The sequence below is a fragment of the Vibrio anguillarum genome, from assembly GCF_001989995.2.
GTDB lineage: Bacteria > Pseudomonadota > Gammaproteobacteria > Enterobacterales > Vibrionaceae > Vibrio > Vibrio anguillarum.
This window is the reverse complement of the sequence record NZ_JAHGUP010000051.1, coordinates 1-26,464: the sequence shown is the minus strand read 5'-3', so window position 1 is coordinate 26,464 and position 26,464 is coordinate 1. Positions and strand designations below refer to the sequence as shown.

Here is a 26,464-nt window from a genome sequence, read left to right as displayed (position 1 = left end):
GGGGATTTTTGTTGGTATCGATTTTAGTATATCGAATGATTATGCTGATTTATTGTGCTCAGCTTGGCAAACCGCAGCAGTGAAGACAACATCTGTTGAGCTGTTGAGCGCTGTTTCAGCTGAATCTTGAATCACGCCTATGATAAAGCCAACGGCAACAACCTGCATTGCTACGTCATTTGAAATGCCAAATAGCCCACATGCGAGCGGGATCAGCAGCAGTGAACCACCGGCCACACCGGATGCGCCACATGCAGAAACAGCAGCAACGATGCTCAGTAGCAAGGCTGTCATCAGGTCAATTTCAATACCTACTGTGTTTACTGCAGCTAGGGTGAGAACCGTGATAGTAATGGCGGCACCAGCCATATTAATGGTCGCACCGAGTGGAATCGAGACTGAATAAGTATCTTCATCCAGTTTTAGTTTCTCACACAATGCCATGTTTACTGGGATGTTGGCGGCGCTTGAACGTGTAAAAAATGCGGTGACACCACTTTCACGCAAGCACTGGAACACCAATGGATACGGGTTTTGGCGAGTTTTCGCGTACACAATGATTGGGTTGACAACTAATGCGATGATCAACATAGCACTGAGCAATACGAATAAAAGGTTGGCATAACCAGCCAAAGATTCAAAGCCAGTCGTGGCAAACGTGGATGCAACCAAGCCGAAAATACCAAACGGTGCTAGGCGAATAATAAAACGCACAATTTGTGAAACGCCGTGGCTTAAATCTTCAAATACGGCTTTAGTTGTTGCTGAGGCATGGTGTAAAGCTAAGCCCAACCCAACAGCCCATGCCAGAATGCCAATATAGTTTGCACTCATTAGAGCATTGACTGGGTTATCAACCAGCTTAAACAGCAGGGTATTAAGCACTTCAGCGATGCCTTGAGGAGGCGTTGCACCTTCTGCCCCCGCAACCAATGTTAAGGTTGTAGGGAAGATAAAGCTCAATACAACGGCAGTAAGAGCGGCGGTGAAGGTCCCAAAAAGGTAAAGCACCACGATTGGGCGCATATAAGTGTGTTGGTTTTTCTTTTGGTTTGCGATGGACGCGGCGACCAAAATAAACACGAGGATCGGCGCTACGGCTTTAAGTGCGCCAACGAAAAGGTCGCCAAGTAGGCCGACGCTTTTCGCATCATCGGGTGAAAGGGTTGCTAATATCCCACCGAGAACGATACCGGCGAGTATTTGCAGAACCAAATTGCCACGCGCAAAACGGGCGAAAATATTGTTGCTTTGCATAGTTATCCCTGCAATAAATCGAATTACATCCTGCATGACCTAAATACTACGAAGCCATAGCATCGGTTATGGTAGACAAATAGAGTTATAGTGACATCAGTGAGCTCCACTGAAGGGGGTAATGATATCTACGCGGGATATTGTGTCTAGAATTAATTGATAATCAGCACAAATAATTAATCAATGTGTGGAAATGCAATCGATTTTGAGTGAAATGTAAATAAAATGTAGCATTTGTGGTGGTGGAATGATAAGCCTCTCGTCGGGATGTCTCGCTCTCGCCATTAAACTGGGCAATGAGCGGTTAGTGCGATGATAAAAGAGGGTAAGCCAACATCGCTCACCCTCTTCTTTTTAATGGTGTGCCATACCACTCATCACTTTTTTTACTGGTGCAGTAATGGTTTGCTGCTCACCATTGGCAAAGGTCAGTTGTACGTCAATCTTTTCACCTTCAACCAATGGTTTCTTCAAATCAAAAAGCATGATGTGTAAGCCGCCCGGTTTGAGTTCGACGTGCCCTTTGGCCGGAATTTTAAATTCAGTGACTTGACGCATTTTCATCACATCTCCTTCGGTGATTACATCATGCAACTCAACTTTCCCTGCCACATCGGTGCTGGCCGATACAATGAAACGGTCCGTTTCACCTTTATTCATGATTTGAGAAAATACTGCGCTGGTGGTGGCGGTTGGTGCGGTAGCACGTGCGTAAGGGTGATGTACCATAATATCTGTGTTCGCAAAAGCAAGTGGGCTAAAGGCAAGGCTTGCTAAAAAAAGAGCATTGAGCTTCATGTTATTTTCCTTGTGATGACGTCATTATTGTTTTGATGGCTTCAACAATGGGAGCCGGTGAAAGCGTGTGTGGAACTTTAGTGATTAATGTTCCATCTGGTTGTAAAAAGTAGAAGTAGGAGCTGTGATCTAATGTGTATTTCAGTTCAGATCCCTTTAATTCGGTTTTGCGGAAAATGACGCCATACCGATGCGCCAGTGGTGTTGTAATGTCTAAAGGAGCAGAAAGTCCCTCGATCATAGGGTGGAAATATTGGGCGTATTGATGAGAAGCATCGGCAGCGTCACGCTCTGGATCGAGAGAGATAAATAAAGGGCGCAGCTTTGCTTTGGTTACATCATCTAGTTGATTGAGTGCACCTGCTAACATAGCCAGAGATGTTGGGCAGACATCTGGGCAGCGTGTAAAGCCGAAGTAAACAACACGTATGCGTTCATCTTTAGTATCAAAAATAGAGATGGGTTGATTTGCTTTGCCAAATAAAATTACTTCAGAAGATGAGCTATTACCGCCCTCTAAATCCATACTTTGCTGCGTATCACAATAGGTTTTTATGCCAAAGCCTAATACAAACGCAACCACCAATGCCAGAGACCAATTTTTACTCATCTTTCCATCCTTATTGCCGGGAATACTTGGGTACGACCATCAGAGAGCTCGCCAATCCATGTCATTTTTTCAGTCGTGCAAACTGGGAGTACAATCTGTGCTGTGTAGAGCCCGTCTTCCTGCGGCGTCAGTACATATTTAGCGGTGCCCATCTCCATCTCTAGCCCATTGAGTGTGAGTGTGAGTTTACTTGCATTGGCTTGCGGCCATTCAACGGTCAGAGTGTTAGCCACCAAAGGTTGAGATTTATCGTGTGCCAATGTCATGACAACATCTCCTTGTCGGCAAGGGGTACTCGACAACTGGCAATATCGATTAATGTCTGGAGAAGAGTGTGCTGAAGAGAGCCAATTGAAAATATCGCTGCTAAAGTAACCCGCTAGCAGGGCTAGAACAAGGACGCCGATTTTGATTGCGTTGTGCATGGGGACAATCCAAGCGGTTATAAAACGCGAATATTATCACAGCTATTTTTTTTCAGTGGTGACGAATGGATAAAATGTGCAACAAATCAATATAGTAAAGGTGAGTCTCCCCACCTTTTCTCATTCATGCTATGCGGTGTGATTTACACATCGTGATGTTTTGCATATTGCTCCAAGCCAAGCACGAGGGCAACAGCGCAAAGCATCAATAAAATGGCTACCAGCAGTTGCGAAGGCTGTGAAGTGATGGACTCAAATTCCAATGGAGAAAGGTTTCGCTGTAGTAAAGGAACGAGCTCGCCGTGAGAATTGGTTCGCCAAGTGAGCGTTTCTTTCCAAGGCCAGATTTTGGGTAAGGTGCCGATCATTAATCCCGTAAGAAAAATTAAGGTCAAATCTCTAAATTGTTTGAGTAACCAAGACAATACGTGAGAAAAACTCAGTAAACCACCAATACATCCGAGTAAAAAGAGTGCCAAAATATCGGCTTGCATCTCTTTCACCGCGCCCAGTACCGGTGCGTACATACCAATCAGCAACAGGATAAAACTGCCAGAAATTCCCGGTAGAATCATGGCGCAGATGGCAATAGCACCGGCTAGAACTGTGTTCAGCGCTGTTGGTTCCATCTGCATTGGGTTAAGCACCGTAATACTGTAAGCAAACGCAACTCCCAGCAAAGCGAAGAGCAACCGAGAAAGTTTGAATTGCTCAATTTGTTTCACAATATGGAATACCGAAACTAGAATTAAACCGAAGAAGAATGACCAAATGGGAATAGGATGCGTGGCTAACAGCCAAGAAATAAGTTTAGCCAAAGAGAGGATACTGGTGAATATTCCCCCAAACAGTGCGAGCAAGAAGAAGCCATTAATATGTTGAAATGCGGCGGCTAACCCATCTCGTTTGACTATGCGCAATAAACTCGGGTTAATCCTACGAATGCTTTCAAGCAAAGTGTCATAGATACCAGTGATGAATGCAATGGTTCCACCCGAAACACCCGGCACAACATCGGCGGCGCCCATGGCCATCCCTTTTAAAAACGTACTGAAATAGTTCATTGAATCTGCATGATTAAGTGTATGTGCCGGAAGTATATAATGAAATAACTAAGAAATGCTTGTACAAAAGATGAGTGAGTGGTGCTGGCTTAAGGTGAAAAAGCGCAGAAAGTTAGTTTGTTTTATAGCAACTGGGTGAGTATTGTTTTGCATTCGTTTCGCATAATGCAATTTGCGTAATGCGAAAAAGTACTACATTTTGATGAATTAATGCGATGCATAGCTAAAAAGCAGACCTTTTTTAGTTGGCATACTTCATGCATAATACTATTCGACCCTTCTTAAAGCCGAGGGTCACCTAGCCAACTGACGTTGTTAGTGAATGAATTTGTTCACACTACATATAAGCCAATCGCATCATTGCGGTTGGCTCTTTTTTTGTCTGTTAGGTATGATACGCCTCCTCGCTCGTCTAATGAGAGTTTGCAAATGACAATCAAAAGCCGTGAGCGAAGATGTTTTCCGAGCAAAACCAGTTAGGCCATATGTTCGTAAAACCCATCAAATAAACATCGTATGTCATTGTAAATAAACAATATCCATAAGGATGATCCGTATCGATCAATCGTATTTTTTTCGAGTTTATCAAGCTTTCTTTGATGATCTCCAAACTCATTAAGGAAGATGAGTGAAGCAGAAATAAGAGGTTATATGCACCATTTAATTTCAATTGGGCCCCTTGAGTCTTTCTTAATCGCTATTAGCGTGCTTTTTTTAGGCCACTTTATTAACGATTAACGCAAAACTGCCTATCTTGGAAAAATTCAACATTCCTGAGCCCATCGTCGGTGGCTTAATTGTCGCTTTCGCGATCACTCTTCTACATTTTTACGGCTTAGATTTAGAGTTCTCATTGCCGTTGCAGAATATTTTTATGCTGATGTTTTTCAGCACCGTAGGCCTTGCGGCCAATTACACTCAACTGGTTAAGGGTGGAGCAAAAGTCTTTCTTTTCCTCGCTGTTGCCTCGTTTTATATCATCATCCAAAATGGCGTCGGTGTATCGTTAGCGACGGCTCTTGGTCTTGACCCACTGATGGGGTTGATCGCCGGTTCTATTACCCTCTCGGGTGGACACGGTACGGGAGCGGCGTGGGCTCAAACATTCAACGACAATTATGGGCTTAGCAATACGCTAGAAATTGCCATGGCCTCAGCGACCTTTGGTTTGATCATTGGTGGGATTATCGGTAGCCCAGTAGCTCAAAAACTCATTAATAAAAACGGGTTTGAATCTGAGTATGGACGAGGGACCAAAACGCACGATAAGTTCCCAGAGCTGGTTACGTACAATGAATATGAAGAAGATAAAGTCACCGCAAAGAAAGTGATTGAGGGTTTGTTCATCCTTCTTATTTGTGTCACTGGTGCTAAATATTTAGAGCAGTGGGTAAGTGCATTTGAAATCAAATGGTTGATGATCCCCGATTTTGTCTATGCGCTTTTCATCGGCGTGTTCATTACCAATATACTTGAATTGACGAAAGTTCATAAAATTGATGCTGAAACCGTTGATATCTTAGGTACCGTTTCTCTATCACTATTTCTTGCTATGGCGCTCATGAGTTTAAAGTTATGGAATATTTTTGACTTGGCAGTTCCATTTCTGGTGATTTTAGCGGTGCAATCGGTCGTGTTGGGTATTTTTGCTTATTTTGTGACTTTTAAAGTGATGGGATCAAACTATGACGCCGCTGTGATCGCTGGTGGGCACTGCGGCTTTGGTCTTGGAGCAACGCCAACCGCTGTGATGAATATGGGATCGCTAGTGACACGATACGGCCCATCACCACAAGCGTTTATGGTCGTGCCAATCGTTGTGGCATTCTTTGTAGATATTGTGAATTTGGTGATCTTACAAGGGTATATTTCGTTTCTCGGTTAAAAACAATGCAGTTAAAAGCAATGTAAAAAGTAAAAACGCCCTGACTTAACTTGTTTAACAGGGCGTTTTTATTACTTCAACGTCAATTTGGTGCCATCAAACTTCAGTTGACCTAATAAACTTTTCGCATTTTTGACACCTTCTTCATCAAACTGCACTCCGTAACGAGCATAGTGCAGTGAGCGTTGCAAGTTACAAACTTTACCCATCAAAGGCGCAAAGAATTGGCTGCTGCGAGGATCCGTAAATAATTCGAGACTAATCTTATCACCCACTTGGAAAGTGCGCCCAAGAGGAGGTGTGACAAAACGACAGCCACTTTTGGAGAGATCTCTTACCTCACAATCCGACTTATGCGTTCCTACCGTTGCTTTTCCTGCCAGATTCACATCGTAACGAGCTTCTTTGCGCAGTTGGGTCACTTGCATGCTGTTGGGAATGGATAACATGGCGAGCGGTATAGGCTCTTGCAATACATGTAACAACTGGCTACGAAAATGGATTAAAGCCCCTTCGCCACGTGGTGAAATAGCTCTGATATTCATCCAAAAACCTTCTTGGAAGAAAAAAGAGAGATCATCTGCGGAAATTTTAGGAATTTCTACAAGAAGATGGGAATGAGAGTAGGTACCGATAAATGACGTTTTACACTGGAATTTCGTACCAACGGGAGTGGTTATACTTAAGGTTAGTTCACTACTGTGTTCAACCATAGATAACGCATCAGTACTATTAAGTGTCGATAGGGTTTTATTACGTTCGGTTGAACGGTTTGGGTTCTGTTCATCTTTCAGCACTGCCGACTGCGATTCCATCTTAATTTTCTCCGTGATGCAGTAGCTGCATTTTATTCTAATTTTTGTAATAGTTTAAATTCTAGGGGTAGATGTTGGAAGATTCAATTCTGAGAATATCAATTTATTTGATTTATATATCAATTAGGACGTTACCATGATTCATGAAGTGCAACATGATATACAAAATTGTCAATATAAAGTACATCTTGAGGGAAATCTATTCGCAACTGTGACATACCAACAACAGGATAAAGTGTTGTTTATTACTTCGACTCGCGTACCGGATGAACTTCAGGGTAAAGGATACGGAAAAATAATGATGGAGAGTGTATTACCGCAAATTGAAGCGCAAGGTTACACCATCAAACCTGTCTGTAGTTATGTTGTGCATTATTTAAATCGACACAGTGAATGGCAGCATTTATTGCATCGAGAGTCGTAGCATACAAACCCATTAGCTCGGTGTAGTGTTTACTTTTAATGTGACCGCGACCAGTGCATGGTCAGTACTAAAGTTATCGAGCTCATAGCTTGGGTTGATCAGATGTTGATCAAGCACAGTATAGTGGCTGATATAGCTTTTCATTGGCTGGATAAAAGGCGCGAAGTCTGCGGAAAGGAGAATATAGTCGAGTACAGATCCCGTGGCTCCGGCGTAATGAGTGGCTTTGCGAGGCTGCTCAACACTCTCGGTATGCAGATCCCAAGCATCGTAAAGCGCATAGCCAGCCAGCGGTTGTTGTGTTTCTGGTCTGCGGTATAAGGCCTGTGATAGTAGTCCTTGAAACTCCTCGTGATGTAACGGTTTATTAAAATCCCCCATTAGCACACAAGGCCGCCCAGTTTGTTTTTGAGTATTGACGATATATTGGTGAGTCAGGTTTGCTTCAAAGCCTCGCTGAACAGTAGAGAGCCAGCGTCCTAGCGTTTCTTGTTGCCATTCATCGATCAGATGATGAGGTGCCGCAGGCGATTCTGCCGGACGTTGAGATTTAAAATGCACAATATAGACATCGATATCCCCGAGCATTGGTAGGCAAACCGTAGCGTGTAACGGTGTACGATTAAAGCAAAAAGGGGCAGCTTGGTTTGGTAGCGTGCCATGTACGGCGCTCACTTGGCGCAGAGGATAGCGAGAGGCAATCACCACAACCGGATGGCTGTAGATGTATCCATCTTTGACGATAGGTTCATCTACACAGGCCACATACGGGTAGCCTAAATCCATCATCTGGTTGCGCAGTTCATCAAAACTGAAAACTTCTTGAAAGCCAATGATATCGGCATCCAGCTGTTGGATCTTCTGGTTAAACCATTGCTTTTTTTTCTGCCACTCTGCTTGCGTGTAAATATTGTCGAACTGATAATATGCGTTCGGCGGAGCTAAATAATTGAATAAATTAATCGTTGCGAACGTAATCGTCATGTTAAATCCCAATATTTGTGTCTCGGTCGATCTTATACCCGAACGGTGTAATTTAGCAGTGCTAATCCCTAACCTTGTTTCCTGTTGTGATGAGCTCTCGCCTTTTAAGGCGACTTGAGTATATGATGCGCTGAAACATAGATAAGGATCTCTCATGTACCCTAAAGCCTCTCAAGGTTGGCGCACGCCACAAAATTTCCTATTGATTATCTCCATTATTGTGCCGATTGCATTTTCTAGTTGGATGGCACTGTTGAATAATTTCGTGATTGAAAAAGCGAATTTCGATGGTTCAGACATTGGCTTATTACAAAGTGTACGAGAAATCCCCGGATTTTTAGCCTTCACCGCCGTATTCGTTTTACTGTTCATTCGAGAGCAGCGATTTATCCTGATCTCATTGGGTATGTTGACGTTAGGAACCGCGATGACGGGTTTTTTCCCTTCTTTAACCGGGTTACTGCTCACGACATTATTGATGTCGACTGGGTTCCACTACTTTGAAACGCTTAAACAATCCTTGTCTTTGCAGTGGTTAAATAAAGATGAAGCGCCAGAAATGCTTGGCAAACTCATTTCGGTTGGAGCACTTGCATCACTGATCACTTACGGTGCTTTGTGGGTAATGTTAGAAGTGTTTCAGCTCGATTTTAAATGGGTCTATGCCATTTCTGGCGGTGCTGGTTTTGTGCTGGTGTTGATCATTGCCTTTGCCTTTCCTGAATTTAAAGCGGAAGTGCCACAAAATAAAAAGCTCGTGCTACGCAAACGTTATTGGCTGTATTACGCCTTGACCTTCATGAGTGGTGCGCGTAGGCAAATTTTCACTGTTTTCGCTGGTTTCCTTATGGTGGAGAAATTTGGCTATTCAGCGGCCGATATTACCTTACTGTTTTTGATCAACTATTTGTTCAACTTTTTGTTTGCTAAACGTATTGGTAAGTTCATTGGTGTAGTCGGCGAGCGTAAAGCGCTACTGTTTGAATACACGGGGTTGATTGTTGTTTTTGTTGGGTACGGTCTTGTACAAAACGCACATTGGGCGGCGGCACTTTATGTGGTTGACCACCTCTTTTTTGCCTTGGCCTTGGCGATTAAAACTTATTTTCAGAAAATTGCAGATCCTGCGGACATGGCGTCTACAGCGGGAGTTTCTTTTACCATTAACCATATTGCGGCCGTGTTCATCCCCGCCACGTTTGGTTTAATTTGGCTTATCTCTCCGGCGAGCGTTTTTTATATTGGAGCGGTAATGGCACTTGTTTCGCTGCTTTTATCACTCAATATTCCAGTAAAACCCGAAGCGGGTAATGAAGTGAGAATTCTGCGTTGGAGCGACAGATAACAAAAGGGTCGTTTACGACCCTTTTAACATGATACCAATAGTCACTAGACAAGCGACATCTGGGTTGGCTGTTTTTCAACGTATGTCGTGACGGATGGTATCTAATGATCTATGTAGAGATAGTTTTGCCAACTTTTCATCCGGATGAGTACCTTACGCATAATCGAGACATGAGAGAAACTGTCTGAATAGATAGCGGCTTCAAAAGCAGTACCGAGTGGCAGGTGATAATCGCTTAAATCATCGGTGATTTTAAGGGTGACGAGTACGCGTCCATTGGTACGTAATGCCTCAGTTCCTAGCAAGGTACCTCGTGCTTGGATCTGGCTTTCACCAATAACAGGTAATATTTCAACCACCTCTCCTTTGAAGACTTTTCCGGGTAGTGCTCTGAACAAAAACTCGGCTTCAAAGCCCGGTTTTAGGCGTTGAAGAGAATTTTGCCTAAATGCAGCTGTGTAGATTTTATCTTCTGTGTGTACAAACGTCATCATTGGCGCTAAGGGTAATGGTACGGACATCGCACCTGGTCTGAGAGCTAATTGCGTCACATAGCCATCAGTAGGCGCTCTGACAATGGTTTGTTCAAGGTTGAATTGGGCTTGTCTAAAATCGGCAAGCAGGCGAGCAACGGTAGTATTCTCACCATTGATTTCTGAGTTTAAGGAGATATTGGCTTGATTTAGACGTGCTTGGGCGACTTCTACTGCTGCCTCTGCTGCTTTATAAGCTTGGCGACGGGTATCAAGATCTTGTTCGGTGAATGCACCTTTATCATACCCACGTTGATAACGAGTATACTCACGTTGTGCTTTATCCCGGTCAGCGATGGCCTGTACTTTCGCTGCCGCAGCTTCAGAAACATTCGATTCTAGGCCAAGTGCACCTTGGCTCGCCTCTTTGATCTGAGCTTCAATTTTTGCCAATTCCGCTTCAAAAGGCACAGGGTCAATTCTAAAAAGCACATCACCTTGTTTTAAGGGCTGGTTTGCTTGTACCGGAACCTCAATCACTCTTCCTCGTACCCCTGATACGACAGGTGTTGTGGAAAAAACTTGGCTACCCAATTGAGTAAAAGGATGATTATAGTTCATCAGTAAGATCAGGGTGCCGATCAAAATAACGCCACCTAATACAGCGGTAGGGACGGTCCACTTATTTAATGGAATTTTAAAGACTTTGAATATCGCAATACATAAAGCGGCATAAGTCATGATCAGAAGTAAATCCATTATTTTGTCTCCTGATTACTGGCATGGTCGATGTTCGCTTGAGCAACGGGTGGCTGCGCTTTTAACTCATGTAATTCTCGAGTGAGTGTTGCGACTTGATCGATAAGTTCATCGACACGATGATGAATATCGTGCTGCTCTTCTTGAAGTTTAGTGAACCCCCACCCGCGATCTTTTCGCCATAAGGTTGCCCAAATCCACAAAAATGGCCAGATTGCATGTAAGGTAAATAGACTGACCCAGCCAGAAACATGAATGGCATCTTGATGTGGATGGTCGCGCTCTTTGGCGATTTCATAGGGGATATCATGAATGACGATGATTCCATAAAAAATGACCAAGGCTGCGAAAATCAGTAGACCAAGGGCAAAGTAATCTAAAAACATAGTTGCTCCTGTATTTCAATGACGAGTGTAAACGGCAGCCAATAGCTTAACGTGATGGAAAGTTACTCAGTGCACACTTGGTTGCGGCCATTCGCTTTCGCGCGATATAAGGCTTTGTCGGCGCGGTAGAATGTGCGTTGTGTATTTTCACCATCTCGATGCAAGGTTATACCGATACTGACGGTTAAGCCGCGCTCACCTAGAATATCGTGCCAACCAAATTGGAATATGCGTTCTCGATAGTTTTCGGCATGCATTTCAGCTTGGTCGAGCGAGCAATCTTCTAAAATCACCAGAAACTCTTCTCCACCAAAACGGACACAGGAGGAGCCTCGGAATTTAAAGTAGTTTTTCAACTCACGTGAAACATTGACTATCGCTTTGTCACCAACCAAGTGACTAAGTTCATCATTAATCGATTTAAAATGGTCAATATCAATGACTAGAAATGCAAATAGCTTCTCATGAAGCAGTAGGTCTTTCAGCTTTACATCTAACCAGCGGCGGTTGTGTAAGGTGGTGAGTGGGTCAGTGAAGACATCCTGTTGAAGTTGGGCTACGGCATTCTTTTGATGTTCGGTGGTTTCTTTGAGCTCGCGATTTTCAATCTCAGATAAGATCAATTTCAATTGCAATTCAAAGCGCGATAAGCGACGCAGTTGATTGGCCCCCAGCTCACTAATCGGGATGTTTTTCATCAGATCAGTTTCAATTCGAAAGCCTTTTTTTTCATAAATCAGGGCGGCTTGATAAAGGCCTTGGCGCTCGCACACGGCACTGAATGCTCGATACAGCTGCTTGGCCATCGTGGGTGACGTGTATCGTTGCAGACGTTTGTCTGTACTGGCCAGCATCATATTGGCAATATGACTTTTGCCTATTTTAGCAAGGCAGTTGGCCGTTTCAATTCGAATCATATTCGATAGCCAGGTGGAATTCATATTTCCAGCACTGTACTGAACACTAGAGAGCGTAATGAGCGCTTTATCGACTTGATCCTGATGAAGATAAAGTTGAGCTTGATAGAGTGAAATTTGCCCGGTAAGAATTTTATCGCTGACCAAAATACTCAGCTCTTCACACTCTTTAATTAGGTCGGTGGCGGCGGAGATTCGGTGCAGTTGAATGTAACACGATAGCATGTAAAGTTTATAACGCAGGCGTAATGAGCGGCTGGTGATTGCGTGATCAATACTATCAATTTTTTGATAGTAACGAAGGGCTCGGCTGTGCTCGCCATAAGCATCACACAGGTTACCCATGCCAATGACGGCTAGTACATATTCGTCAATGTAACCTGTGTCGACGGCAATATTAGAAGCGGACACATATTCGTTGAGCGCCGCGGCAAATTCACCGCTTTCCATTAGGCGATCGCTTAAACTGTTTTTCACAGACAAAATAATTTCGGCGTCCTTAGGCAATTCAAGTAATGCTAAGGCGTGACGAAGCTCCTCTATACTGGCGGACGACTGATGCAGTTCTGAACGATACTCTGCACTGATGATGTAGCTAAGTGCTTTTTCTTTTGATGTTGAGGCTATATGTTGTCGGACGTGATTCCAGAAAATGATGGCCTCTTCTCCGGAAACGGAGGTGGCATCCAAACCCGTATCTTTAATCTTACTGAGCAGTACTTCCATGCGACCATTCCTGAGGTTGACTGTCTTCCAGTTGTTCTAATGTGAATGGGAAACTCAAAATGTCTTGGAACATCACTTGAGGTAGCGACCCCGTTAATCCTTTTCTTTCCCAGGGGTATATTTCAATCATCTTAGCCAATACATGGAAGACGTGCAGCGCTGCATCGCCTTTATCGGCAAGAAGCAGCGCTAAGCGTTCGCTACTTAAACGAGAAACGAGATCTTTTTGGTTACAGAGCGAGTGGGCAATCTCGGTACATACATCGAGGTACTTTGAGTCGTTATGTTGGATGACAATGACGGCGTGATTAGAATGCTTCAACTCGGTCTTGAACAACATGAGTTGTTCCCACCAATAAGTCTCTGAAACTACATTGGAGAGATGTTTCTCTGGGTCGTATTCGTGTTGACCACGAATACGGTTAATGAGTTTACGTGCTCGTTGCTCAAGTTGTCGCTTAGAGGCTCTTGCTTTATCAAGACCAATGCGCGCCGTTTGTTCTCGAAGCATCTCAACCGTAAATTGGCGATATTTTTTAAATGAGGCTAAAGAAGCTTTAAAATCACCACGCTGCTCTGCGACTAGGGATTGTTGGTAGCAAATTTGTGAAAGTAGCTCACCTTTATCAAACGAAGCCGCAGAGGCTTCAGCAAGAAGCAACAGCTCAGTTGCTTTCTTGGAGTCTTTTCTCAGCAGTTCCAAACGAGCTCGACTAATGAATGAGTGGGCCTTCATCCACACAAGGTTATGCTCCACGGCAAGTTCGAGTGCTTTGGTGGTTGCCGCTTCCGCATCTTCGATTCGTTCAAGCCCGAGCAGTGCCAAGCCGCGAAAATCCCAAACCTCGGCTTGCCAAGTTTTATCGGGATGATCCTGTAGCGCTTCTTCTGCACCATCGAGCACCGTGAGCATATCAATGTATTGGTTAAGTAGATAGAGATCCCATGCCCACAGAATACGGGCTTTGCCTTCTAACCAATGGATACGGGCATTATTAGCAACTTTAACGGCTAGCTCGTGTGTTGAACATGAAAGTTGATATTCGTTGGTAATACGCCAAACATTACCCAGACCAATGAGGCACTCTATCTGGATATCAACTTCATCAACCAGAGCTGATTGTTCTAAGGCATTTATCCAATATTGTTGGGCGGTATAATATTTTGCCTGACCCCAAAGTTGCAGCGCGTGAATATGCAGAATTTCGGGAAGGCAATCATCAGTATCGAGGGTATTTTGAGTGGATAAGGCTTCTTTAATGTATTTTAAACCCACGCGGTAGTCCATTAGACACCAAGCGCAGCGAGATAAAATGATCAAACATTGAATCGCCCCTTCTGGGAAAAAGATCTGCTGTGCTCTCAATAAACACTGCTCCGCGACGATCGACACCTTCTCCGGCTCAGTTTCAATACGGGCTCTAAGCTGTTCTATTTCAATTTCAAGAAGGTATTGGCTTTTATCCAAACGGGCTGTTCCTCAAAAGTAAGAAGCCTAAGTCACCGATTCATTATATGAAGCCAACGTTAAAGCGCACTATTTACTTTCCCAAAAGTGGGTGCATTGGTTATTCATTACCACAATAATTTGCGCTACTTCACAATCCACAGTCTAAATATAACCTAAAAATCTAAGAGAGTAGTTCTTTCAATGTCAGTGGATGTTTGGTTAATTCCAAATTTTGGGCGGCGGTGAATCCATGTTTATCTTGGTAGCACAGATTGTGCCAAGCACGAAAAATATCCAGCATTGGTTGTAGGCCGCCAGGGCGAAGTTTGCGCCTCGGTTCGTTGATAAAGCTTTCGAACAACAGTTGGAAGCGTTTTTGATAGAACTCTGTTTGCTTAATCGATGCTTTATCGAGCCAAGCTTCGGGTGTTGGATTGTCTCCTGCCAAATAGCAAACACCTTTGGCAGCCTGTGCCTGATTGGCAATAGCCCAGCGATCTCGCCACCATCCCATGTGAACAATGTCCGTTTTATTCACGGAATGTCCATTTTGCCATTGCGGATCTTCCTCAACGTACATTAAGTCAACATTCTTACGCTTGATTCGCGGCAAACAGACGCTCAATGCTGCAGAACGTAAAACCGGATCTTGAGGCAGATAGATAGAAACTCGCTTATCTTCAAGGCACAAATCCAGCACGTGGAGGAAGTGAGCATAAGAGGTGTAAGGAGGGCGTATCAAGGCGCCTTTAGAAGGGTAATGAAAAGTGGTGAGGTTACCCATGGGGTCTTCAACATTACCGCGGGCTAAAATCGTTTGGTATTTCTGATCAATACGCTCACGTAATAGCGGAGATGCGTCAGGAGTGGGTAGATTCGCTTCGGATGAATGTTCACGAGAAACAAAACGCGCGGGCGAGTGATAGGGGTTGTGATCAAGCTCGCCTGCAGGCTCTTCATTGGCGGAATAGTTTACGTGCTGACAGAGTATGTAACCTGTTTTGGCTTCACCTGTTGCAAACCACAATACGCCGTTGTCGCTATGGGGTTGGAGCGGGATGTAATTGCAAGCCAGTTCATATTGGTTTGCATGATTCACCCAACGCGCATCAATCATGGCCAGTTTTCGCCGACAGCGACTGGCAATGTGCTCGACATGATCATAAAACGTTTTTGGGTTGATGGATAATTTACGGCAAATCTCTCGCACCGAATAACTCATGAAGAGTAGGCCGAGTAAGGTTTCTTGAAAAACGAGTTTTTTGTTGGCTCCTGACCACTTATCAACAAAGGTACTCTGACAAGCTTTGCAACGGTATCGCTGGCGATCGCCGCTGTAGCCAAAAGCGTGATAGAGATGTTTGTGCGTATGAACAGATAAACCGAAATTTTGGCAATCATCACTGCGGCAAGCGGGCAACCCGTCGCTGTGAAGCTGCCTTAAACGGTGTAATTCGTTTAACACTTCTCGGTTGTTAAGTAAGGGGGGGAAAGCTCCACATTCACGACAAACCATCGTTGGACGCTTCGGGTTTACGCGCTGCAGAACGTACCGTTCGGCTTCACTCAGTCCAAAGTTGTCACACGCCAATGTTTTACAAAAGTTGAGTTGTAAACCATCTGCGTCCTTGGGTAGTTGGTCGTTGGACACAATCGCCCCCTCGGGGTAATTTAAGGCTGCCAATTTGGGTGAGCAGCTGAGGTTTAAAAATTAGATACTAATCGCTGTTTCAAGCGCGACTTTCATCATGTCGTTAAAAGAGGTTTGGCGATCTTCAGAGCTTAATTTCTCACCGCGAATGATGTGGTCTGACACCGTAAGAATCGTCAATGCTTTTGCGCCTAGATCCGCTGCAACGCCATAAATACCGGCCGCTTCCATATCCACACCTAAGATGCCAAGCTTATTCATTTTTTCGAATAAATCACCTTCAGGTGTGTAGAACAGATCAGCGGAAAACACGTTGCCTACCTTCACGGGCACGTTTTGTGCGCGTGCTTGATTGACGGCTGTTTCAAGCAATCCGTAATCCGCAATCGCGGCAAAATCGTGGTTGTTAAAACGGATGCGGTTAACTTTGGAATCGGTTGAAGCACCCATACCAATAACGATATCCATTAGATTGACATCGTCACGAACTGCGCCACAGCTACCAATACGGATGATATTTTTTACACCGTATTCTGAAATTAACTCGTGAACATAAATCGAGCATGATGGAATGCCCATACCATGGCCCATAACGGATACTTTTTTACCTTTATAAGTACCGGTATAACCGAACATACTACGAACATCACAAACCTGTTTAGCATCATCTAAAAAAGTTTCAGCAATGTATTTTGCACGTAATGGATCGCCTGGCATTAGAACGGTTTCAGCGAAATCACCAACTTGCGCATTAATGTGTGGGGTTGCCATCGTTGTTACTCCAAAGTTTTCGAGTCAGCGATTTATCCGCAATAAGTGGATTAAATTACTAATTCTGTTGAATCTGATGTGTTTTGTTGAGGCAATATTAGCTAGACCTGACACTGTTCCTTGAGAGATTAGTCACAGAATTAAGGTTAATACCCTTTTTTGAGCTCATTGATAACTAAAAGTGTTGAAAGTGGTAAGGCAATCGATTTGGGTAAACGTTTACCTTTTATGTGTACATAAATATATTTTGTATAAGGTGGTTGGAGTGTGCTATACATTATACAACAAATATTTTTGTATATGAGGCGGCGATGAGTAATCCAGAAATTCGTATCGGGATCAGTGCATGTGTGCTGGGAGAGCAAGTCCGTTTTGATTCTGGCCACAAAGCGAGTGACTTTGTGACCAAAGAGTTGACGAATTATTTCTCTTTCATACCCGTTTGCCCAGAGGTTGCGATTGGCTTAACCGTGCCAAGGCCTACCATTCGCCTGATCTCTCACGAAGAGCGTTTAGCGCTGGTTGAAACTAAAGATGAAACCAAAGATTACACGCAAGCCATGTTCGATTTCTCAGAACGAAAAGTTGATGAACTCGAATTGATGAAATTGTGTGGTTATATCGTTTGTGCGAAATCCCCAACATGTGGCATGGAAAGGGTCAAAGTCTATAAGCATCAGCGAGCGGATAAAGAGGGCGTTGGTCTTTATACCGCCACTTTGATGCGTAAAATGCCGTGGTTGCCTGTAGAGGAAGATGGCCGTTTGCATGATCCTGTGCTTCGCGAAAACTTCATTACGCGTGTCTACTGTTTACATGACTTTTATCAATCGATAGGTGACAACCCGACACCGGGCAAAGTGGTGGCCTTTCATTCACGCTACAAATTGACGTTAATGGCGCATCACCCGCAAGCGTATCGAGAACTCGGCCGTTTGGTGGCTGAAGTCAAGCAGCATCCGCCACAGTATTTTATTGAGCACTATCGCCAAGGGCTAATGGATGCGCTTAAACACAGAGCGAGCCGTAAAAATAACACCAATGTTTTGATGCACATTCAGGGTTATTTCAAACGAGCCTTAAACAAAGAGCAGAAAGTGGAGTTAGCGCAATTGATTGATGACTATCGAACTGGCGAGCTTCCTTTACTTGCGCCTATTACGTTGCTCAAACATTACATAAAAATGTATCCCGATGCTTATCTGCAGCAACAGCACTATTTATCGCCTTATCCACAAACGCTAAGGTTACGTTATGGACTATGAGAACCCACTGACTGAAAACATGATGACTGAAAAATTATACGCTATTCGAGACGTTGCCGAGATGACTGGAGTAAAGCCCGTTACCTTGCGTGCATGGCAGCGCCGCTATCACCTCGTTCAGCCACAGCGCACGGAAAAAGGGCATCGCCTTTATTCACAAGAGGATATTGCGACGATTCGCATAATTCAAGGTTGGCTGGCGAAAGGGGTTTCGATTGGCAAAGTGAGTGCATTGCTCAGTGGCAGTGAAAGCATCATCGATACTTTGGCAAATCATGGTTCAGAGCTTTTAGAGCAAGAACAATTGCTGCAAGCTTTAGTGGATCTCAATAAAGGCAAAGCGGAATCAACCATTGCTACAGTATTGAAAGAGTATCCGTTAGAGATTGTTGAGCAGCAGTTTGTCTTTCCTGTCATCGACACGTTAGAGCGGGTTAAAGGACCGTTGCGCAGTTTGCAAAAAGGGCTTTTTCAGGCACTGATGATAAGCAAGTTGAGCTCGATCATTGAAGCGGAAAACAAAGCGGCAACTAAAGGAAAATGTCTTTGCGTTAATCTTGATCCAACATCGAGCATACTGGCTTGGTTATGGTTCGTGGGAAAGGTGGAAGCTGGGTATAACCTCACTATCTTAGATGGTGTCGAAGATCTTACCGCTCTTGTTGATCATGATGCTTTAGCAAACTACCAACAGGTTGCGCTGTTTGCCAACCGAGCACTAACCGAGCAGCAAGTTCAAGCGTTACGGAAATTGCGGATCTCACTGGGAGATAAGCTTTCGTTGTCAGATGTGGTTGCTCGTCTGCACCATTCGTTAGATTAATCAGTAAGGATGCACAGTGAAATTACTCTGGCTGCGCCGAGATTTACGATCCGTTGATAATACGGCATTACATGCCGCCATTGATGGTGAAGAACCTGTTGTTGCCGTATTCATTGCAACGCCAGCACAGTGGCAAAAACACCATCTTGCTCCGATGCAGGCGGATCTTATTTATCGGCGTTTATTTGAGCTGCAACGTGAACTGCAAGCACTCAATATTGCTCTATTGTATGAGGAAGTCGATGATTACGCTGATGCTGCGCAGCAGATTGCCGCTATGGCTAAGCAGCTTAATGCCAGCGCAGTGTTGGTTAATCGCGACTATGAAATCAATGAGTTGCAGCGTGATGAGATGGCGAGCCAGTTTTGCCTAGAGCGCCAGATCGAGTGGCGAGCATACGACGATAAGTGCATTATTACCCCCGGTTCGGTCAAAAACAAGCAAGGTGATTATTTCAAAGTCTTTACGCCTTTTAAACGAGCGTGGTTATCACAAGCGGCTCTTCCTCAAATTTTACCAACGCCTATTTCTGCACATTATAAACGCATAAAGGATCTTGAGCCGTTGCTGTGGAGCGAACACCGCTCGTTCAGCTATCCACGCATCAGCAGTGATCATTGGGTGGTCGAGTTCGATGCAATTCGCGCTAAATTACGCCAGTTTTGCCGTGATAAGGTACAGAATTACCACCAGCAGCGTGATTTTCCCGCGTTGGATTCGACCAGCGCACTGTCACATTATCTCGCAATAGGGGCGCTTTCTGCGCGTCAATGTATGGCGCGTCTATACGCTGAATCGCAACATATTGGGTTGTCTGAAGGGGCGCAAACTTGGTTGAGCGAAATCATTTGGCGTGAATTCTATCAGCATCTGATCGGGTTTCGTCCTGATCTCTGCAAAGGAAAAGATTTTGCACCTTGGGGGAAACATGTATCTTGGTGGGAGAACTCAACGGCCTTTGAACGTTGGCAGCAGGGGCAAACCGGGTTCCCTATTGTCGATGCGGCGATGCGCCAACTCAATAAAACGGGGTGGATGCATAACCGATTAAGGATGGTGGTGGCCAGTTTTCTAACCAAAGATCTGCATATCGATTGGCGACTTGGTGAACAATATTTTATGCAAACATTAGTGGATGGCGATTATGCATCCAACAATGGCGGTTGGCAGTGGTGCGCTTCAACTGGGTGTGATGGGCAACCTTATTTTCGAATTTTTAACCCTACCAGCCAAGGGGAACGTTTTGATCCGAAAGGTGATTTTATTCGTCAGTGGGTACCTGAATTGGCTTCGTTGCCAGATAAGTACATCCACACGCCTTGGAAATTCCCTGCCGTCAATTCCTTGTCATATCCCGCGCCAATGGTTGATCATAAAGTAGAAAGAGAGATAACCTTACAGATCTATAAAGACGCCAAGGATACCTGATCACCATGCTACGCAAGCTACTCTCTTTGTGTTGTTGCTGGGGTGCGCTCAGTGTGAACGCGTTTGCCGCGACTTATGATTTTCCTGCCGAAGGCAGTAGCATGGTTGGCCGAACTCAATATCACGTGATTGAGCAGGGCGAAACCTTAGCGCAAATTGCAAAACAGTACGATGTTGGGTTTTTATCTTTGATGGCGGCTAACAAAGGAATTGACCCATTTTTGCCGCAGCAAGAGTTTGTGCTAACCATTCCGTCACAAATTATTTTACCGCACGTGGCTTACGAAGGCATCGTCATCAACTTAGCGGAACTGCGGCTCTATTACTTTGAGCCTGAAAAACGCAAAGTGCATATTTTCCCCGTCGGTATTGGCCGTATTGGTCGTGACACGCCCGAAATGGAAACCACTATCAGCCAAAAACGGCCGAACCCAACTTGGACACCTCCTCAATCGATCCGCACTGAATATAAAGCGAAAGGTATTGAACTGCCTGCGGTGGTGCCTGCTGGGCCAGATAACCCGCTTGGCGAATACGCGCTTCGTCTCGCTTATGGTGCGGGTGATTATTTGATCCACGGTACCAACAAAGATTTTGGTATTGGTATGAGAGTCAGCTCAGGTTGTATTCGTATGGATCCCAAGGATATTGAATGGCTGTTTAAGCAGGTTCAGCGTGGCGAGAAAGTGAAAGTAATTGATGAGCCGATAAAATTAGCCTTAGAGCCAGATCGAAGCGTATTTCTTGAAGCTCATGAACCTTTAACGCGCAGTAACGGCAGTAAAAAAGAGTTGCAGGTACCGCAAGAACTTCGCTGGTGGTTGGATGAATTTAACAAATCAGATGCGAAAGCGAGAGCGGTGATCTTGGCGCAAAATGGTGTGCCTGTCGAAGTTGTGGCTGCAGATTTTTCAACCTCATTGGAGTAATTAAAGAAGTTGATGAGTTCATTAATGGTGAACCATGTAATAGCAGCAATAAAAAAGGCTTGAATTAACAAGCCTTTTAAGGAATTTCAGCTATGGAATATAACGAAATTATTTCGTGTATGACTGAGCAATATTATCGATACGCTCGTTTGCACGAGCCGCTTCTTCTTGCGCAGCGGCAGCGGCATCAGCCGCTTGGCTTACTTTAGACGAAAGTGTCGATTGCTCGCTCTTAAGTGCAGAAATTTGATCACTGAGTTGGCTAACTTGGTTGCTTAGCTGATCCATTTTCGTCATTGCTGCGTCATCAGGGCCTGATGCACAACCAGCAAGTAGAAGTACAGAAGAGGCTGCAGCTGCAATTAACATCTTATTCATTATTGAACTCCTTGTTTGTAAGATTATTATCAATGATGCCCTATTATACTTTTCCTACTTGAAGCTACAGCGGTGCTGTTTACCTGCAACGTCAAGTCGTTTGGGTATACGCTTTTTTGGAAATCATCATATAGTGACGAACTCAATTGTAGACACTATTCTAGCGTTCACCCAGTAGCCGAACGTCAAAATAATCCAAGAATTTCAATTTATGCCCATTTACTCCGCTATGTCTCATCGTTAAGAGACGTATTTTCTATCTTCTTATGCCTTGAAAAAGTGTGCGTGCTGATTATTTTTATGTGATCTCTATCTATCTAAGCGCCTTTCGGGCTATCATATTGCGTTTTCATTTTGACCTCTTGCCCTATTTATTGTGGCAACTTTACAAATTTTTGGAGAATCCTTTGCAGTTTAAAGATTTAGGCTTAGACAATCGCTTATTGAAGACCCTCAAACACTATGACTTCAAACAAGCGACAGAGATCCAACAACAAGCGGTTCCCGTGGCGATTGCAGGTAAAGATTTGTTGGCATCCTCTAAGACTGGTTCGGGTAAAACATTAGCGTTTGTTTTGCCAATGCTGCATAAGTCTCTCAAAACTAAAGCGTTATCAGCAAAAGACCCTAGAGCTCTGATTCTCGCTCCGACACGTGAGTTGGCCAAACAAGTGTACGGTGAGCTACGTACTATGCTCAGTGGGTTGAGCTACGAAGCAACGCTGATTGTGGGCGGTGAAAACTTTAACGACCAAGTAAAAGCACTGCGCCGTTTCCCCCGTTTTATTGTGGCGACTCCTGGTCGTTTAGCGGATCACTTAGAGCACCGCTCGTTGCGTCTTGATGGTTTAGATACGCTGATCCTTGATGAAGCTGACCGCATGCTGGACCTAGGTTTTGCTCCGGAACTACGCCGTATTCATCATGCAGCGAACCACCGTCGTCGCCAAACACTGATGTTTTCCGCAACGCTTGATCACGGCCAAGTGAATGACTTTGGTACCGAGTTGCTTAAAGATCCAAAACGCATTTCGATTGGTGTTGCCAACGAAGAGCATAAAGACATCACCCAAAAATTCTACCTCTGTGATCATCTCGATCACAAAGAAGCCTTACTCGAACGCGTGCTGCAAGAAGCCGAATATCGACAAGTGATCATTTTTACCGCAACTCGTTCTGATACTGAGCGTTTAACGCTTAAACTCAACGAGCAGAAACTGAAAGCTGTTGCGTTGAGTGGTAACTTAAATCAAAACCAGCGCAACACCATCATGAGCCAGTTTGAGCGCGCCGTCTTTAAAATTTTGGTCACGACGGATGTGGCTTCACGTGGCCTTGATATCGCGAACGTGACGCACGTGATTAACTTTGATATGCCCAAACATACGGAAGAGTATGTGCACCGTGTTGGTCGTACAGGCCGTGCGGGTAATAAAGGTGATGCAATCTCGCTGGTTGGCCCAAAAGATTGGGACAGCTTCAAGCGCGTGGAAGCCTTTTTGCAGCAAGATATCGAGTTCTCTCAATTTGATGATCTGAAAGGTAAATTTACCGGACTAAAACCACGCGTTCCGGCCTTTAAGAAAAACGCAGCCGCTAAGACTAAAAGTACTAAGCCCAAGGCGCACACCGCCAATAAGAAGCCCGTTAAACGCGATAAAACCTTTTATCAGAATGTGGCAGTGGGTGATGCGGTATTTGTGCCGAAAAAGAGAGTTGCACCTAAAGTTGACGATGAGTAGCCGCGAGCGTCTTGTCAGCGTGACCTTTCGGTCAATCGAATCTGCTGACGGACTCAATGCCAGTATTTGCTGAGACAACCTCACCCTAATTATAAAAACACCGCCAAATTGGCGGTGTTTTTATATACACGCAAACGTTCACCCTTATAAATTTCATAATTTCTCTATTTTATATAAAAATGATAATTGATCTCATTATCGTTTAGTGGCAAGCTGCGCCTCATTATAATAATTGGCTATGTTTTCACTGATCATAATGAAATTACTCAATATCATTGCTTTTGTTGTTGGTTTGTCTTGTTTTCATTCATCTTATGGTGAGTCACTACAGTGGCTGGAAGATGGCTCGCGTAGCCAGCCTAAGGTTCGAGCACACCTTGAAGACCACAATAAAAAAACACAACAGTGGCTCAATCAAGCCGCACCACTTTCTAATGCACTAGTTAAAACATGGTCAGAGAGTCAGAGCGTAAAAGCACCGACACCTTGGCTCATCCAGTACCAAAATTACTATCATGATCAAGTAATTAAGGGTGAACGTTTTGTTGTTAAAAAGACCGCAGAAGACAGCCCAATTGAGCGCTTGGTCAATATCAGTGTAAGACAGCAGCAATCAGATTATTACCAGTTAGCCAATTGGGCGGTGGCAAAAGGGGACCGCTTTATTGCATTAAGCGAAGATTTTACTGGCGAAGAGCACTACACGCTGACGCTGGTGGATCGTGTATCGAAGCAGGAAATCGTGCTTAGCCAATCTGCAACGACTCAAGCGATTTGGTCTGAAAATGGCCAATATCTCTATTTTTTGGCGGCAGAAGAAAGCCGTTCTTCTAGCTTATTGCAGCGCTATGATGTGCTGAGCAAGCAGACAAAAACCCTATGGGAGTGGGCTGATCCGCAGTGGATCGTGTCTCTCTATTTGGCGGCGGATCCGCATTTTGCCCTCGTGCAAGTCAACAACGAAAACAGCAGTGAACAACGTATTTTAGAGACCAACAGCTCTCACTTAAGCCTTCCGCTTCGTGCCGCACAGCCGGGTATTGAATACTACGCAGACGTTGCTAATGGCTGGCTCTACATCAATAGTAACCTCAACGGCAAGTTTGCACTCTACCGTCGATTACTGAGCATGAATGAAAACCCTTGGCAGCTTTTTTATGCGCCAGATGATCATTCCACGCTGGATAATTTTTATTTATATCAAGCTGGCGTTGTGGTTAAAACCAACCAAGCACAGCATTCTCAACTAGCCATTATGGATCAGCATGGAAAGTTGAGAGCATCACAGCCTTTGGCAACAGAAAGTGAAGTCGCTTGGGTCTCTCGTAACGGTGATTGGCAAAGCAATAAACTGCGCGTGCGTTCAATGTCGATGGTTTCTGCAGGAGTTTGGCGTGAGTTTGATGTGGCAAGCTTACAATGGAAGCGACTGGGTCAAGACAACTATCCTGCTTATTTACCGGAACAGTATGAGTCACAACATATTGTGGTGGATGTTGATGGCGTGGCTATTCCTGTCACTTTGGCGTACCGAAAAGACACCTTGAGCGCACAGTCCAGCGTCTTTCTTTATGGCTACGGCGCGTATGGCGTCACTATGCGTCCGTACTTTATGCCACAAGTGATCAGTTTATTGGATCAAGGCGTAATTTATGCGATTGCTCATGTGCGCGGTGGTGGTTATCACGGTGAATCATGGCACCGCGCTGGGTCTGGCATTCTGAAAAAAATAGGCATCTCAGATTTCCTGAACGTCGCCTCTTCATTGCAGCATTTTAATAACGGCCAACGCGCTATTTATGCGATTGGCGGCAGCGCTGGTGGAACCTTAGTTGCGGCCGCGGTTAATCAAAACCCAGCACTTTTTGCTGGAGTGGTGCTGCAAGTGCCTTTTGTGGATGTGCTTAGAAGCATGTCCACAGAAGACTCCTCTTCACTCTCGGTGCAGCAGCGAGGAGAGTGGGGAGATCCTAGCCAGCCATTGCAACGCTCAGCAATTGAAGCTTATGACCCACTACTCAATATTCAAGCCAAACCTTATCCGCCAACCTTCGTCCGTGTCGGGTGGTTTGATAACCGTGTCCCTTATTGGGAAGGCGCGAAATACATAGAAAAAATGTCGATGATGAGTACGGGTAGCGGGCCTTACTTGTTATGGACGGACTTCAATAGCGGGCACAGTAGCGATTCACGTAAGGCACTACAGCAACAGGCCGTGGAATACGCCTTTCTTCTTACCATAGATAAAAACAAAAAAGCGGAGCAGTAAATGAAGCTTTCTCCAATCACCGCAGCGGTGCTTAGCGTGCTTGCGGTAGGGTCAGTGCATGCCGAATTCAGCCTAACCAAGCTTGAAGAAGTGGTGGTGAGTGCCAATAAAGTAGAGCAGCCGTTGTCAAAAGTCGCTGGCTCAATATCAGCGATTGACGGTGAAAGCATTGAAAAACAAGGCGCGACAGAACTGTATGATGTATTGAGTCATGAACCCGGAATCAGTGTTACAGGTGGTGCTGGTCGGCCACAAAATATCACGATTCGAGGGATGACGGGCAACCGAATTGCGATCATTCAAGATGGCGTCGCCGCATCGGACGGCTATGGTGCCAATGACATTAACGACAAAGTAGGCCGCAATACTTTCGCCTTAGACAACATAAAAAGCATTGAGGTTGTGAAAGGGGCAGGGTCTACCATCCATGGTTCGGGCGCGATCGGCGGCGTTGTGGTTGTCACCACAAAATCGCCGGCGGATTATTTGCAAGGACGTGATTTCTATATTGATGCCTCTGGCTCCTACACAGGGATCAGCAATCAATATAAGAGCAGTAGCACGCTAGCGGTGCGCAATGGAAATGGTGAAAGCTTGGTGACCATTTCATATTGGCAAGGCGAAGAGGCTCGCAACTTTAACCAAGATCTCTATAACCGAGATATTGAAGGATTCAGTGCATCGTTAGCCCACGATCACATGGTCAATGATTCGCTGTTACTCAGTGTAAAATTTAACGCCTATAAAGATGAAAACATCCGCAAAGAAGGGATTGCTTCCATTCAGCGCGATGACAAATGGGAAAGCAAAGAATTTTTTGAACAGGAACAGCACCAAACCTTATCGGCATCATTGGGGGTGCAATTAGACTGTCTCTTGATCACAAGTC

General features: G+C 44.7%; 23 protein-coding genes and 1 pseudogene. 10 read left to right on the top strand and 14 right to left on the bottom strand.

Annotated features, from left to right (window positions below):
• Positions 1–39: 39 nt before the first annotated feature.
• The 5 genes from sstT to PL85_RS12755 form a co-directional block, all read right to left on the bottom strand.
• Positions 40–1,257 carry a serine/threonine transporter SstT gene (sstT, locus tag PL85_RS12775; protein WP_026028166.1) on the bottom strand — a complete coding sequence of 406 codons (1,218 nt, stop codon included), beginning with the start codon at positions 1,255–1,257 and terminating at the stop codon, positions 40–42.
• A gap of 354 nt (positions 1,258–1,611) precedes the next feature.
• Positions 1,612–2,055 carry a copper chaperone PCu(A)C gene (locus tag PL85_RS12770; RefSeq protein ID WP_115339934.1) on the bottom strand — a complete coding sequence of 148 codons (444 nt, stop codon included), beginning with the start codon at positions 2,053–2,055 and terminating at the stop codon, positions 1,612–1,614.
• Position 2,056: 1 nt separating this feature from the next.
• Positions 2,057–2,665, bottom strand: a complete 609-nt coding sequence (locus tag PL85_RS12765; protein WP_115339933.1) for an SCO family protein — start codon at positions 2,663–2,665, stop codon at positions 2,057–2,059.
• Complete coding sequence (locus PL85_RS12760; RefSeq protein ID WP_115339932.1) at positions 2,662–3,090, bottom strand: hypothetical protein; 429 nt, start codon at positions 3,088–3,090, stop codon at positions 2,662–2,664. Before PL85_RS12760 ends, PL85_RS12765 begins: the two co-directional genes overlap by 4 nt.
• A gap of 143 nt (positions 3,091–3,233) precedes the next feature.
• On the bottom strand, positions 3,234–4,154 hold the full coding sequence (locus PL85_RS12755) for a polyprenyl-phosphate transporter (RefSeq protein WP_047688758.1): 921 nt from the start codon (positions 4,152–4,154) through the stop codon (positions 3,234–3,236).
• Positions 4,155–4,805: 651 nt separating this feature from the next.
• Here PL85_RS12755 and gltS point away from each other — a divergent pair.
• Positions 4,806–6,039 (top strand): annotated as a pseudogene (gene gltS / locus PL85_RS12750) (sodium/glutamate symporter).
• Between the two features lie 71 nt (positions 6,040–6,110).
• Here gltS and PL85_RS12745 read toward each other — a convergent pair.
• Positions 6,111–6,854 (bottom strand): flagellar brake protein, encoded by a 744-nt coding sequence (locus PL85_RS12745; protein ID WP_013868359.1) that lies wholly within the window; start codon positions 6,852–6,854, stop codon positions 6,111–6,113.
• Positions 6,855–6,990: 136 nt separating this feature from the next.
• Here PL85_RS12745 and PL85_RS12740 point away from each other — a divergent pair, with 136 nt between their 5' ends.
• The gene (locus PL85_RS12740; protein WP_017042159.1) at positions 6,991–7,278 is read left to right on the top strand and encodes a GNAT family N-acetyltransferase; all 288 of its coding nucleotides are present in this window, start codon (positions 6,991–6,993) and stop codon (positions 7,276–7,278) included.
• 12 nt (positions 7,279–7,290) lie between these two features.
• On the opposite strand, the gene PL85_RS12735 is transcribed toward PL85_RS12740, so the two are convergent.
• Positions 7,291–8,418: an endonuclease/exonuclease/phosphatase family protein gene (locus tag PL85_RS12735; protein WP_115339931.1), complete on the bottom strand. Its 1,128-nt coding sequence runs from the start codon at positions 8,416–8,418 to the stop codon at positions 7,291–7,293.
• On the opposite strand from PL85_RS12735, the gene PL85_RS12730 reads away from it, so the two are divergent.
• Positions 8,417–9,607: an MFS transporter gene (locus tag PL85_RS12730; protein ID WP_019280775.1), complete on the top strand. Its 1,191-nt coding sequence runs from the start codon at positions 8,417–8,419 to the stop codon at positions 9,605–9,607. The two genes, PL85_RS12735 and PL85_RS12730, sit on opposite strands and share 2 nt — an antisense overlap.
• A gap of 101 nt (positions 9,608–9,708) precedes the next feature.
• On the opposite strand, the gene PL85_RS12725 is transcribed toward PL85_RS12730, so the two are convergent.
• The 6 genes from PL85_RS12725 to deoD all read right to left on the bottom strand — a co-directional run bounded on the left by PL85_RS12725 (position 9,709) and on the right by deoD (position 16,740).
• On the bottom strand, positions 9,709–10,839 hold the full coding sequence (locus tag PL85_RS12725) for an HlyD family secretion protein (protein WP_115339930.1): 1,131 nt from the start codon (positions 10,837–10,839) through the stop codon (positions 9,709–9,711).
• Entirely contained in the window at positions 10,839–11,225 is a 387-nt protein-coding gene (locus PL85_RS12720) for a DUF3302 domain-containing protein (RefSeq protein ID WP_115339929.1), read from the bottom strand. The genes PL85_RS12725 and PL85_RS12720 overlap by 1 nt, the downstream gene beginning before the upstream one ends.
• Positions 11,226–11,287: 62 nt before the next feature.
• Positions 11,288–12,868 (bottom strand): diguanylate cyclase domain-containing protein, encoded by a 1,581-nt coding sequence (locus tag PL85_RS12715; protein WP_013868365.1) that lies wholly within the window; start codon positions 12,866–12,868, stop codon positions 11,288–11,290.
• Positions 12,849–14,336, bottom strand: a complete 1,488-nt coding sequence (locus tag PL85_RS12710) for a tetratricopeptide repeat protein (RefSeq protein WP_013868366.1) — start codon at positions 14,334–14,336, stop codon at positions 12,849–12,851. The genes PL85_RS12715 and PL85_RS12710 overlap by 20 nt, the downstream gene beginning before the upstream one ends.
• Positions 14,337–14,499: 163 nt before the next feature.
• Positions 14,500–15,969, bottom strand: a complete 1,470-nt coding sequence (locus PL85_RS12705; protein WP_026028170.1) for a lactate dehydrogenase — start codon at positions 15,967–15,969, stop codon at positions 14,500–14,502.
• Positions 15,970–16,029: 60 nt separating this feature from the next.
• Positions 16,030–16,740 (bottom strand): purine-nucleoside phosphorylase, encoded by a 711-nt coding sequence (gene deoD, locus PL85_RS12700; protein WP_013868368.1) that lies wholly within the window; start codon positions 16,738–16,740, stop codon positions 16,030–16,032.
• 311 nt (positions 16,741–17,051) lie between these two features.
• On the opposite strand from deoD, the gene PL85_RS12695 reads away from it, so the two are divergent.
• From PL85_RS12695 to PL85_RS12680, 4 genes are read left to right on the top strand one after another with little or no spacing between them, the layout of a single operon-like run.
• Positions 17,052–18,005, top strand: coding sequence for a YbgA family protein (locus PL85_RS12695; RefSeq protein ID WP_026027151.1), 954 nt, complete (start codon positions 17,052–17,054; stop codon positions 18,003–18,005).
• Positions 17,995–18,828 (top strand): MerR family transcriptional regulator, encoded by an 834-nt coding sequence (locus tag PL85_RS12690; protein ID WP_017048150.1) that lies wholly within the window; start codon positions 17,995–17,997, stop codon positions 18,826–18,828. The genes PL85_RS12695 and PL85_RS12690 overlap by 11 nt, the downstream gene beginning before the upstream one ends.
• Positions 18,829–18,844: 16 nt before the next feature.
• Complete coding sequence (gene phrB / locus PL85_RS12685) at positions 18,845–20,257, top strand: deoxyribodipyrimidine photo-lyase (protein WP_115339928.1); 1,413 nt, start codon at positions 18,845–18,847, stop codon at positions 20,255–20,257.
• A gap of 5 nt (positions 20,258–20,262) precedes the next feature.
• A complete protein-coding gene (locus tag PL85_RS12680; protein ID WP_017049254.1) occupies positions 20,263–21,186 on the top strand; it encodes a L,D-transpeptidase family protein in 924 nt (307 codons plus the stop codon).
• A gap of 108 nt (positions 21,187–21,294) precedes the next feature.
• Here PL85_RS12680 and PL85_RS12675 read toward each other — a convergent pair whose 3' ends face one another.
• Positions 21,295–21,564 (bottom strand): Lpp/OprI family alanine-zipper lipoprotein, encoded by a 270-nt coding sequence (locus tag PL85_RS12675; RefSeq protein WP_026027153.1) that lies wholly within the window; start codon positions 21,562–21,564, stop codon positions 21,295–21,297.
• A gap of 395 nt (positions 21,565–21,959) precedes the next feature.
• On the opposite strand from PL85_RS12675, the gene PL85_RS12670 reads away from it, so the two are divergent.
• The 3 genes from PL85_RS12670 to PL85_RS12660 all read left to right on the top strand — a co-directional run.
• A complete protein-coding gene (locus PL85_RS12670) occupies positions 21,960–23,306 on the top strand; it encodes a DEAD/DEAH box helicase (RefSeq protein ID WP_088733584.1) in 1,347 nt (448 codons plus the stop codon).
• A gap of 256 nt (positions 23,307–23,562) precedes the next feature.
• Positions 23,563–25,575 (top strand): prolyl oligopeptidase family serine peptidase, encoded by a 2,013-nt coding sequence (locus PL85_RS12665; protein WP_115339927.1) that lies wholly within the window; start codon positions 23,563–23,565, stop codon positions 25,573–25,575.
• Positions 25,576–26,464 (top strand): TonB-dependent receptor plug domain-containing protein (locus PL85_RS12660; protein WP_196360410.1); only part of this gene is annotated, 889 nt, incomplete at its 3' end.

Coding starts and splice junctions, on each gene's coding strand:
- sstT (WP_026028166.1), bottom strand. CDS start 1,257: ATGCAAAGCAACAATATTTTCGCCCGTTTTGCGCGTGGCAATTTGGTT.
- PL85_RS12770 (WP_115339934.1), bottom strand. CDS start 2,055: ATGAAGCTCAATGCTCTTTTTTTAGCAAGCCTTGCCTTTAGCCCACTT.
- PL85_RS12765 (WP_115339933.1), bottom strand. CDS start 2,665: ATGAGTAAAAATTGGTCTCTGGCATTGGTGGTTGCGTTTGTATTAGGC.
- PL85_RS12760 (WP_115339932.1), bottom strand. CDS start 3,090: ATGCACAACGCAATCAAAATCGGCGTCCTTGTTCTAGCCCTGCTAGCG.
- PL85_RS12755 (WP_047688758.1), bottom strand. CDS start 4,154: ATGAACTATTTCAGTACGTTTTTAAAAGGGATGGCCATGGGCGCCGCC.
- PL85_RS12745 (WP_013868359.1), bottom strand. CDS start 6,854: ATGGAATCGCAGTCGGCAGTGCTGAAAGATGAACAGAACCCAAACCGT.
- PL85_RS12740 (WP_017042159.1), top strand. CDS start 6,991: ATGATTCATGAAGTGCAACATGATATACAAAATTGTCAATATAAAGTA.
- PL85_RS12730 (WP_019280775.1), top strand. CDS start 8,417: ATGTACCCTAAAGCCTCTCAAGGTTGGCGCACGCCACAAAATTTCCTA.
- PL85_RS12735 (WP_115339931.1), bottom strand. CDS start 8,418: ATGAGAGATCCTTATCTATGTTTCAGCGCATCATATACTCAAGTCGCC.
- PL85_RS12725 (WP_115339930.1), bottom strand. CDS start 10,839: ATGGATTTACTTCTGATCATGACTTATGCCGCTTTATGTATTGCGATA.
- PL85_RS12720 (WP_115339929.1), bottom strand. CDS start 11,225: ATGTTTTTAGATTACTTTGCCCTTGGTCTACTGATTTTCGCAGCCTTG.
- PL85_RS12715 (WP_013868365.1), bottom strand. CDS start 12,868: ATGGAAGTACTGCTCAGTAAGATTAAAGATACGGGTTTGGATGCCACC.
- deoD (WP_013868368.1), bottom strand. CDS start 16,740: ATGGCAACCCCACACATTAATGCGCAAGTTGGTGATTTCGCTGAAACC.
- PL85_RS12695 (WP_026027151.1), top strand. CDS start 17,052: ATGAGTAATCCAGAAATTCGTATCGGGATCAGTGCATGTGTGCTGGGA.
- PL85_RS12690 (WP_017048150.1), top strand. CDS start 17,995: ATGGACTATGAGAACCCACTGACTGAAAACATGATGACTGAAAAATTA.
- PL85_RS12680 (WP_017049254.1), top strand. CDS start 20,263: ATGCTACGCAAGCTACTCTCTTTGTGTTGTTGCTGGGGTGCGCTCAGT.
- PL85_RS12675 (WP_026027153.1), bottom strand. CDS start 21,564: ATGAATAAGATGTTAATTGCAGCTGCAGCCTCTTCTGTACTTCTACTT.
- PL85_RS12665 (WP_115339927.1), top strand. CDS start 23,563: ATGAAATTACTCAATATCATTGCTTTTGTTGTTGGTTTGTCTTGTTTT.